Below are 7,593 nucleotides of genomic sequence, written 5' to 3' on the forward strand. Positions count from 1 at the left end.
CAGCGGGCTTTTGTACGGCGACAGGCCGACGGCCGCTGCCGCATCCGACGAACCGATGCCCCGCTGGCGGATCGCCAGCCAGGCCTGACGGTCCAGCCCCACGGTCGAAGCCAGACGACGGGCCTGCCCATGACGTGAACGCATGATTCCTTCCTCCTCAAACGCACATCGCCCGGCAGGCACAGGGCCGGACCGGGCGACGTCGCAACACAACACACATGAACCAAACCGGAACACGGAAACCGGACACACGACCGGCCTCTCCGTTCCCGGTCAGTACTCCTCTGCCAGCATGACCGTCAGCACCCGCACGGTCCGGGCAGGATCGGCCGGGTCGGCAGACAGGCTCCTCAGCTCCGGGTCATGACAGTCGATCTTCCAGAACACCCGCACACCGCCGGCCTCGACCGCGCCGAAGTCATGCTCGCCCCAGGGATCATTGCCGGCATCGAATGCATCAAAGGCCCGGACGGCCTGCAACAGCGCCACCTGCTGCCGGGGCGGCAGGGCCCGGAAACCGGCGGTCAGCATCCAGCGCCCGCCGCCGAGTGAAGTGCGCAGGGCATCGTTGAGCTGGCGGATACGCAGGGCAGGAGGTAACACCTCCGGCAGGACAGTTTGAGCAGAATCCATGGATCATCTCCTTCGCCATCACGGCGACAAAAAAGCCGTGACCACGGTCACGGCTGGATCAGGGAAAAAGCGGTGTCGAAACAGACAGGGGATGAACCGGCTACCCACTGGCCGGCTCATGTCAGCAGCGCCCCGGCCCGTTGCAGGGCCTGCTGCTTGAGTTGGGCACCCTGACCGAACCAGGCCGAATCCAGCCGGTAATCCTGGCTGCGGGCCCGGCGGTGGTGGTCAACGAACTCGGTCACGGCATTGACCAGTCCCCAGGCCGTGCCCCGGCTGCTGCCGAGCAGCGACCCCATGCCCAGCCCGCCGTACAGCGCTGTCAGTTGCTGCAGGGCCTTTGACGCCGGTGCGTCCGGATCCTCGGCCACCGGCTCGTCCAGCACCCCGGCAAAGAACTGCCGGGCTTCTTCCGGCGACACCGGCCGCTGGCTGAGTGCCTTGATGTGGCCGATGAAGGCGTCCCACCCCGACAGGCCGAGTCCCAGTTCCGCCTTGACCGCCACCGGATCGAACACGGTCGAATGCGGCACCCGGACCGCACCGGAGCGCCCGGCGACGGCCATCTGCAGGGTGTTGTTGCACACCACCCGCACCGAAGTGAACTGCGCCGTGGTGCAGAGCGAACCGTCACAGCTGGTGGCCAGCAACAGGTAGGCCTTCACCCGGTCGCCGCCCTCGAGCAGGGTGGCCTGCCCGGTCCGGGCCAGCGCCCACAGCTTGCGTCCGCCCTTCAATACACCAGCGGTTTCCAGCTCGAAACCGCCGGCACTGACCAGGTCACGGTAGAAGGCCAGCACCTCGGCCGGCTGCACCACCTTGTAACGCGGGGACACCACCGACAGCGGCGCCAGCGTGTCCGAGCGATAGAGTACCCGTGCATCGGCATGCCGGCGGATGTGCATGCCGTCGTCGGCAACATTGAACAGCACGTCACTGTGGGCAATGGACCAGTCCATGCCGGCTTCACGCTGCCAGACTTCGATAGGTTGCCGGCCTGTAAGGGCGTTGCCCAGACCGTGCCAGGGCACGGTACCGGCATACGCCATGGTTTCAACAAGATGGGTCATGTCACGCCTCCGGAAACAGAAAGCCCCGGCGCGATGCCGGGGCAGACAAGGGGGATGCAGGCAGGATTCAAGAGCCTTACCGCACCTGGTTCAGGAGGGTGACATAGGGGAGAAAATTCTGGGATCAATACTGCAAATAGAAATTTTTATGACAATTTAGTTGTAAAAATTTTTTTGATGAAAAATGGTAAATTTTTATTGAGAAAATCTTCAGATCACAAGCCATTCCTAGATGGTGTGTATAAAAAATTAATTTTTATCATATTAAATTAATTATAACATTTCATATAGTTGTTTAAAATTTCAAAATCGGAGAAAAATCTCATTTTTTAATGACATTTATTTTACTTTTAAAATAAAAATGCCAAAAATTTATGTCTAATGGATTGTTTGACAGTCCTTTTCAAGTCGATTGATCTTTATCAAGCGTTGGGCATCGAAGCTTATCTATATTTAGAATGGGATATTAAAACTTTTATTAATTTAGAAGAGGGCAAATGTTTTTCCATACAAAAGAAATGTTAGTAAAAAAAACGGAAGAATGTGTTTTTTTAGAGCGTGAAAATAAAGTGCTAAATGATAAGTTAGCTAGCTTTTTACAGGAGAAGGCTAATCTCCATGAAGATATGGAAGAATACGATCTTTTAAAGAACAAGAGAGGAGCCTATCTTTCCTCTCTCGAGCGATGTTTTGGAAGCCTTGCACTTATGCGTGAGTCATTTTCAAGTTGGTAAGTAATCTTGATACTAATTTTGACTTGGCCTGTGATGCAACACAAAATCTAGATGGAACTCACTCCGGACTATCTAATTTATCAGACAGTTTTCGAAACATGGCTAATGCTCAAGCAGATACAGCCATACGCATGGACTCTTTAGCTGAAAATTCAGACCGAATTGGCAGATTTGTACAAATCATCAAAGATATTGCAGACCAAACAAATCTGCTTGCCTTGAATGCTGCAATTGAGGCTGCGCGAGCAGGTGAGCATGGAAGGGGATTTGTTGTCGTAGCAGATGAAGTACGAAAGTTAGCTGAACGAACGAGTCAGGCAACCGCTGAAATCTCTACATTAGTTCACAATATTACAACTGAGACAAGTGAAACGAAACAGCAAGTCGAACATACTGCAGACTAGGCACGTTCATACTTACTAACGAGTGAAAAAACCTCTGAGACAATTAAAGAAATAGTCAATCAAAGAAAGAAAATAGCAGAGGCTATTTCTGGTGCTGCTAGAGGCAGTTTTTTTGGATAAAGATATTGAGGGAATTGCATTCCAGTGTAAACAATGGATGCGATGGTTTTTATTTGGTCTATCAACCTATATTATCAATAGATCCCTATCGAATAAATGGGGCAGAGGCTTTGCTCCGTTATAGAGGTAATGAGTTTGGAGAGTTAGGTCCGTGCGAGTTTATTCCACTACTGGAACAAGCGGGTTTAATTTGTGAGGTAGGAAGATGGGTCGCAAAACATGCAATAAAAGATTGCATCGGATATATAAAAATTATCCATGATTTTACATTAAATATAAACGTATCCCCGTTACAGCTCAATGATTGTTTTTTTGCTATGCAATTCAAGCCATGCTAATTGAGCATCAAATAAATCCAAAGCATATAGTTTTGGAAATAACAGAATCATGCTTTTTCTGTAATACAAAATCAGAGAAAGACAATGTTAATTACTTAAGTAATATTGGAGTAATGCTTGCAATTGATGATTTTGGAACGGGGTATTCATCCCTTTCTAGGCTATCCCAGATGAAAGTTACCACGGTAAAAATAGATAGGGATTTTGTTCACTCATTATATAAAAGCAATTTTAATTATGCATTTGTTGAGTCAATAATTAGATTATGCCACAGCATCAACATGAAAGTTTGTGTTGAAGGAGTGGAATCCTTTGAGCAATTTAAAGATATTTTCGGTATGCGCGCCGATAAAATTCAAGGATATTTTGTTTCTAAGCCATTAAAAAAAGAAGTTTTTGTTAATTATCTTACTTCAAATTCGGGAGGGGGGCTGGAAGAACTTCCTGACATATTCAAGCATGAAGCTGAAATTCAGCATGAAACCAAAAAACTTATTAAAGCAATTAATTCTATCCCTGTTTGCTTGAGTGTCTGGAGCCCAGAATTTGAAATTCTAACCTGCAACAGACAAGCGCTGAAATTATTTGGCATTCCGACCAGGCAAGAATTTATCAAAAAATTTTTCAATCTATCACCAACTTATCAACTTGATGGACAACCTTCCATCAACAAGGCTCATGAAAAAATTAGTTTGGCAATAGAAAAAGGTAGCTGTTCATTTAAATGGTTGCACCAAAATTCTGAAGGCGTTTCAATGCAGTTCAATGTAACCATGTTTAGAACATTCTACAATGGGAAATATGCAGTGATTGCTATCACGCATGACAAGTAACGGGTTTTATATTGATTGTTTTCATGTTGAGCTGCGAATATGTTAAATGGTGATTTTCAATTGATAGCCAATCCACTAGCTTGTTTGGATTTCTTGTTTAATAAGTCACATGATTTAATTATTGTGGTTGATGCTAATAAGAAGGTTGTTGCATTTAATAAAGCATCTGAGCAATTTATTACTGCCATTGAAAAGAATGGATTTTTTGACGATTTTGCCATTAATATTCTTGATGATGAATGTGCGCCGAGCGAATTAAAATTCTCCTGCCTGTTTGATCGAGCATTGGAGGGGGAGGCAATTGTTGCTCAATGCCGAATTGCCGATATTGATATTTATTCAATTTTTCTTATGGAAATGAGGAGGATAGACAATGAAATTCAGAATGTAATTCTGAAAATCAAAGATATAAGCTCACAGTATCATGATCAATTAGTGGCGCAGTCTCATAGAAAGCTATTAGATCAACTATCAAAAGGAGAGGATCTACCTCTTACTTTAAAAGCTATAGTTAATGAAACAGAAAAGCATGGGGCAGATATTTTTGTTAGTATTTTGCTATTCGACGAAGATAGACAAAGTCTGCATCTCGGCGCTGCACCTAGTCTCCCGGATTTTTATAATTCAGCGATTGAAGGGCTGATAGTTGGTGAGGGCATAGGTTCGTGTGGTACAGCAGCCTTTACGGGAAAAAGAGTTGTGGTAGAAGATGTAATGATACATCCTTTTTGGAAGGATTTTCGTGCTTTAGCTCAAAGGGCTGATTTAAGATCATGCTGGTCTGAGCCGATTTTGAGTCGATCTGGAAAGATCTTGGGTACTTTTGCTGTTTATCGTCGGGTCCCATATTTACCAACAAATACACATATAGATATTATTGAAAGAGCTGCTAAATTGGCAGCTATTGCTATAGAAAGCAGCGTTTTGAATGAAGAATTAAAATTGGCTGACTTGGTTTATCGTAACTGCCAAGAGTCAATCGTGGTTACTGATAGGGATGGCTTTATATTGAACGTGAATCCCGCATTCTGTTTTATTACAAAATTTTCAAGAAAGCAGTCTATCGGAAGTCATTTTTTTAGTCTGCTATCAATATCTAAAACCGATGTGCTTTATTTTGACACTCTAGGATGTGAGTCTGAGTCCGATTATAAATACACACAAATGGAGTGTGTGGTAAGAGCAAGAGATGGGCAAACATTTCCTGCCGAGGTGAAGATTTCATCAGTGCTTGATGACAATGAGGTTCCATGGCGTCACATATATATATTTTCAGATCAGTCATATAAAAAAGCAGCCGAAGAACTTATTTGGAAGCAGGCGCATCTTGATTCGCTAACCGGCTTGTTAAATAGATATGGCTTTATGAGTAGATTGAACTCTAAGCTGGAGAAAATTCCTGGCGACAATGGCGAGATAGCCTTGCTTTTTATCGATTTGGATGGATTTAAAGAAGTTAACGATAGTTTCGGTCATGCTGCTGGAGATACCTTATTGAAGGTGGTGGGTGAGAGAATTTCAGGCTGTGTGAGATCTAACGATTTAGTATCACGACTTGGTGGGGATGAATTCACCGTTCTATTGAGTTTTGATTTTCCAAATAATTGCCATCGTACAATTGAACGAATCGGAAATGAAATCCTCAATGAAATTCGATTACCTGTTTTACTGGATTTTGTGACGGTCAAAATATCTGCCAGTATTGGTGTTTCCAGATTCCCAAGCGATGCCTTGAATGGAGATGACTTGCTTAGAATAGCAGATATGGCAATGTATCTTGCCAAGAAGAATGGAAAAAACTCCCTGTTTTTTTATAAATCCACCTCCTGATTAAGTCGTGATGGTTATGGCTAACAATTATGGGGACTTCCAGAAACCAGCTTCTAGCAGGCCGTTGAAATATAGGCGTCTCTAGAATCGATAAGCGACGATGCTGATAAATACTCAAGCTTGGAGCGACGTACCCCCGTTTTCAGTAGCAGCGGGGTTTAGAGTCCGAGACTAATTTACCTGATTTCTCTACAAGAGATTTGGCATAAGCCGCTGGTGTCAAACCGCCAAGACCTTTCTTGGGTCTTTCGTTGTTGTATTCCCTCCACCTGGCTTCGATGACGACCTGTGCATGGCGCAGGCTGGTAAACCAGTGTTCGTTCAGGCACTCATCCCGGAAGCGCCCGTTAAACGATTCGATATAGGCGTTCTGATTGGGCTTGCCGGGCTCGATGAGGAAGAGCTGAATACCACGAGCATGCGTCCAAGTGAGCATGGCGCGACTGCAACTCCTTGCAGTTATCTGTCCTGATCCGCGTGTTGTCGCCAACTGGTCGAGGACACGCGTCAGATGCATGCCACTCATCGCGCGCTCCGGCACGATCGCGACTGCCTCGTGCGTTGCGTCATCGACGACGGTCAGACTCTTGATGACGCGGCCTTCCGCCGTCCGGTCGAATACAAAGTCCATCGACCTGACTTGGTTGGCGGCCAAGGGGCGGGCCAGTGGGTGACGGTCTGCCACCGGTACCTTCTTGCGCTTGCGCCGGCGAATTTGCAGACCCGCCTCGGCATAGAGTCGATCCACCCGCTTATGATTGACCTGCATGCCTTCCTGCCGCAGCTATCAAATAGATCATGCTGGCCCCGTAGCATCGGTAACGTTTGATCTTCGCTTTCAAGGCGGCATTACGGTCGGTGGCGGGCTGATAACGGAATGAACCGGGGCTCATGCCGGTTAGACGCAGTGATCGACGCTCACTGAGCCCCTTGCCCACGAGATGGCGCACCAGCTCCCGCCGTGACGGTGCGCTCACCACTTTTTTCTCAGGGCCTCTTTGGCAATCTCGTTCTCGAGCATGGTTTTGGCCAGGGGTTTCTTCAGGCGCACATTTTCGGTCTCCAGTTCCTTGAGGCGCTTGGCCTCGGAGACATTCATGCTGCCGAATTTGTTGCGCCATGGGTAATGGCTGCCTTCCGGGAAGGTGTGCCTGCGGCACAGCTCTGCAATGGGCATGCCGGCTTCTGCTTCACGCAGGAAGCCGGTGATCTGTTCTTCGGTGAATCGTTTCTTCATGTCCAATCTCCATGTCATGGTGGATTGGACTCTAAGGTCACGTGCTACTCAATGCCGGGGGGACGTAGGTGATGTCGGTTACCCACGCCCGATTGGGCGTAACCGGATCAAATTGCCGATCCAGCACGTTGGGGGCGACTGGCAGACCGTGTCGGCGGTCGGGCGTATGCACGAACTTGCGTCGCCAAACAGTACGCAGCCGGTGCTCACGCATCAGCCGACGAACCCGATGACGGCCAATCTGCAAGCCTTTGGCGCGCAACGCCTTCAACAGCCGTCGGCTGCCGTAACTGTGCCCTGACCTGGTAAACGCAGTCTGCAGCTTCACGCTCACCGGACAGGGGCGTGGCTCTGCCAGCGCTCGTTGCCGGGCAGCGTAGTAGCCGGATCGACT

Annotated in this window: 6 protein-coding genes and 3 pseudogenes; 4 read left to right on the forward strand and 5 right to left on the reverse strand. The window is 47.8% G+C overall.

Annotated elements, in window-relative coordinates:
- From G542_RS19695 to G542_RS0113835, 3 genes are all read right to left on the reverse strand, one after another.
- Window positions 1-144: YqaJ viral recombinase family protein (locus G542_RS19695; RefSeq protein WP_373279788.1), on the reverse strand; the 144-nt coding region annotated here is incomplete at its 3' end.
- A 129-nt stretch (window positions 145-273) separates the two neighbouring features.
- A complete protein-coding gene (locus G542_RS0113830; RefSeq protein ID WP_051190080.1) occupies window positions 274-633 on the reverse strand; it encodes a DUF3768 domain-containing protein in 360 nt (119 codons plus the stop codon).
- Between the two features lie 116 nt (window positions 634-749).
- Window positions 750-1,703 carry a DUF932 domain-containing protein gene (locus G542_RS0113835; protein WP_027824411.1) on the reverse strand — a complete coding sequence of 318 codons (954 nt, stop codon included), beginning with the start codon at window positions 1,701-1,703 and terminating at the stop codon, window positions 750-752.
- 497 nt (window positions 1,704-2,200) lie between these two features.
- Between G542_RS0113835 and G542_RS18655 the strand changes: the two genes are divergently transcribed.
- The 4 genes and pseudogenes from G542_RS18655 to G542_RS18230 all read left to right on the forward strand — a co-directional run bounded on the left by G542_RS18655 (window position 2,201) and on the right by G542_RS18230 (window position 5,962).
- Window positions 2,201-2,437 (forward strand): hypothetical protein, encoded by a 237-nt coding sequence (locus G542_RS18655; RefSeq protein WP_143714431.1) that lies wholly within the window; start codon window positions 2,201-2,203, stop codon window positions 2,435-2,437.
- Window positions 2,438-2,607: 170 nt separating this feature from the next.
- A pseudogene (locus G542_RS19530) lies at window positions 2,608-2,841 on the forward strand (methyl-accepting chemotaxis protein); the annotation flags it as partial.
- A 173-nt stretch (window positions 2,842-3,014) separates the two neighbouring features.
- Window positions 3,015-4,132, forward strand: a pseudogene (locus G542_RS18225) (sensor domain-containing phosphodiesterase).
- 39 nt (window positions 4,133-4,171) lie between these two features.
- Entirely contained in the window at window positions 4,172-5,962 is a 1,791-nt protein-coding gene (locus G542_RS18230) for a diguanylate cyclase domain-containing protein (RefSeq protein WP_081666852.1), read from the forward strand.
- Window positions 5,963-6,104: 142 nt separating this feature from the next.
- Here G542_RS18230 and G542_RS18660 read toward each other — a convergent pair.
- Window positions 6,105-7,199: pseudogene (locus G542_RS18660) on the reverse strand (IS3 family transposase).
- Window positions 7,200-7,236: 37 nt separating this feature from the next.
- The coding region (locus G542_RS18235) for an IS3 family transposase (RefSeq protein WP_155826728.1) at window positions 7,237-7,593 on the reverse strand (357 nt) is incomplete at its 5' end.

It is taken from the genome of Laribacter hongkongensis DSM 14985, from assembly GCF_000423285.1.
Classification (GTDB): domain Bacteria; phylum Pseudomonadota; class Gammaproteobacteria; order Burkholderiales; family Aquaspirillaceae; genus Laribacter; species Laribacter hongkongensis.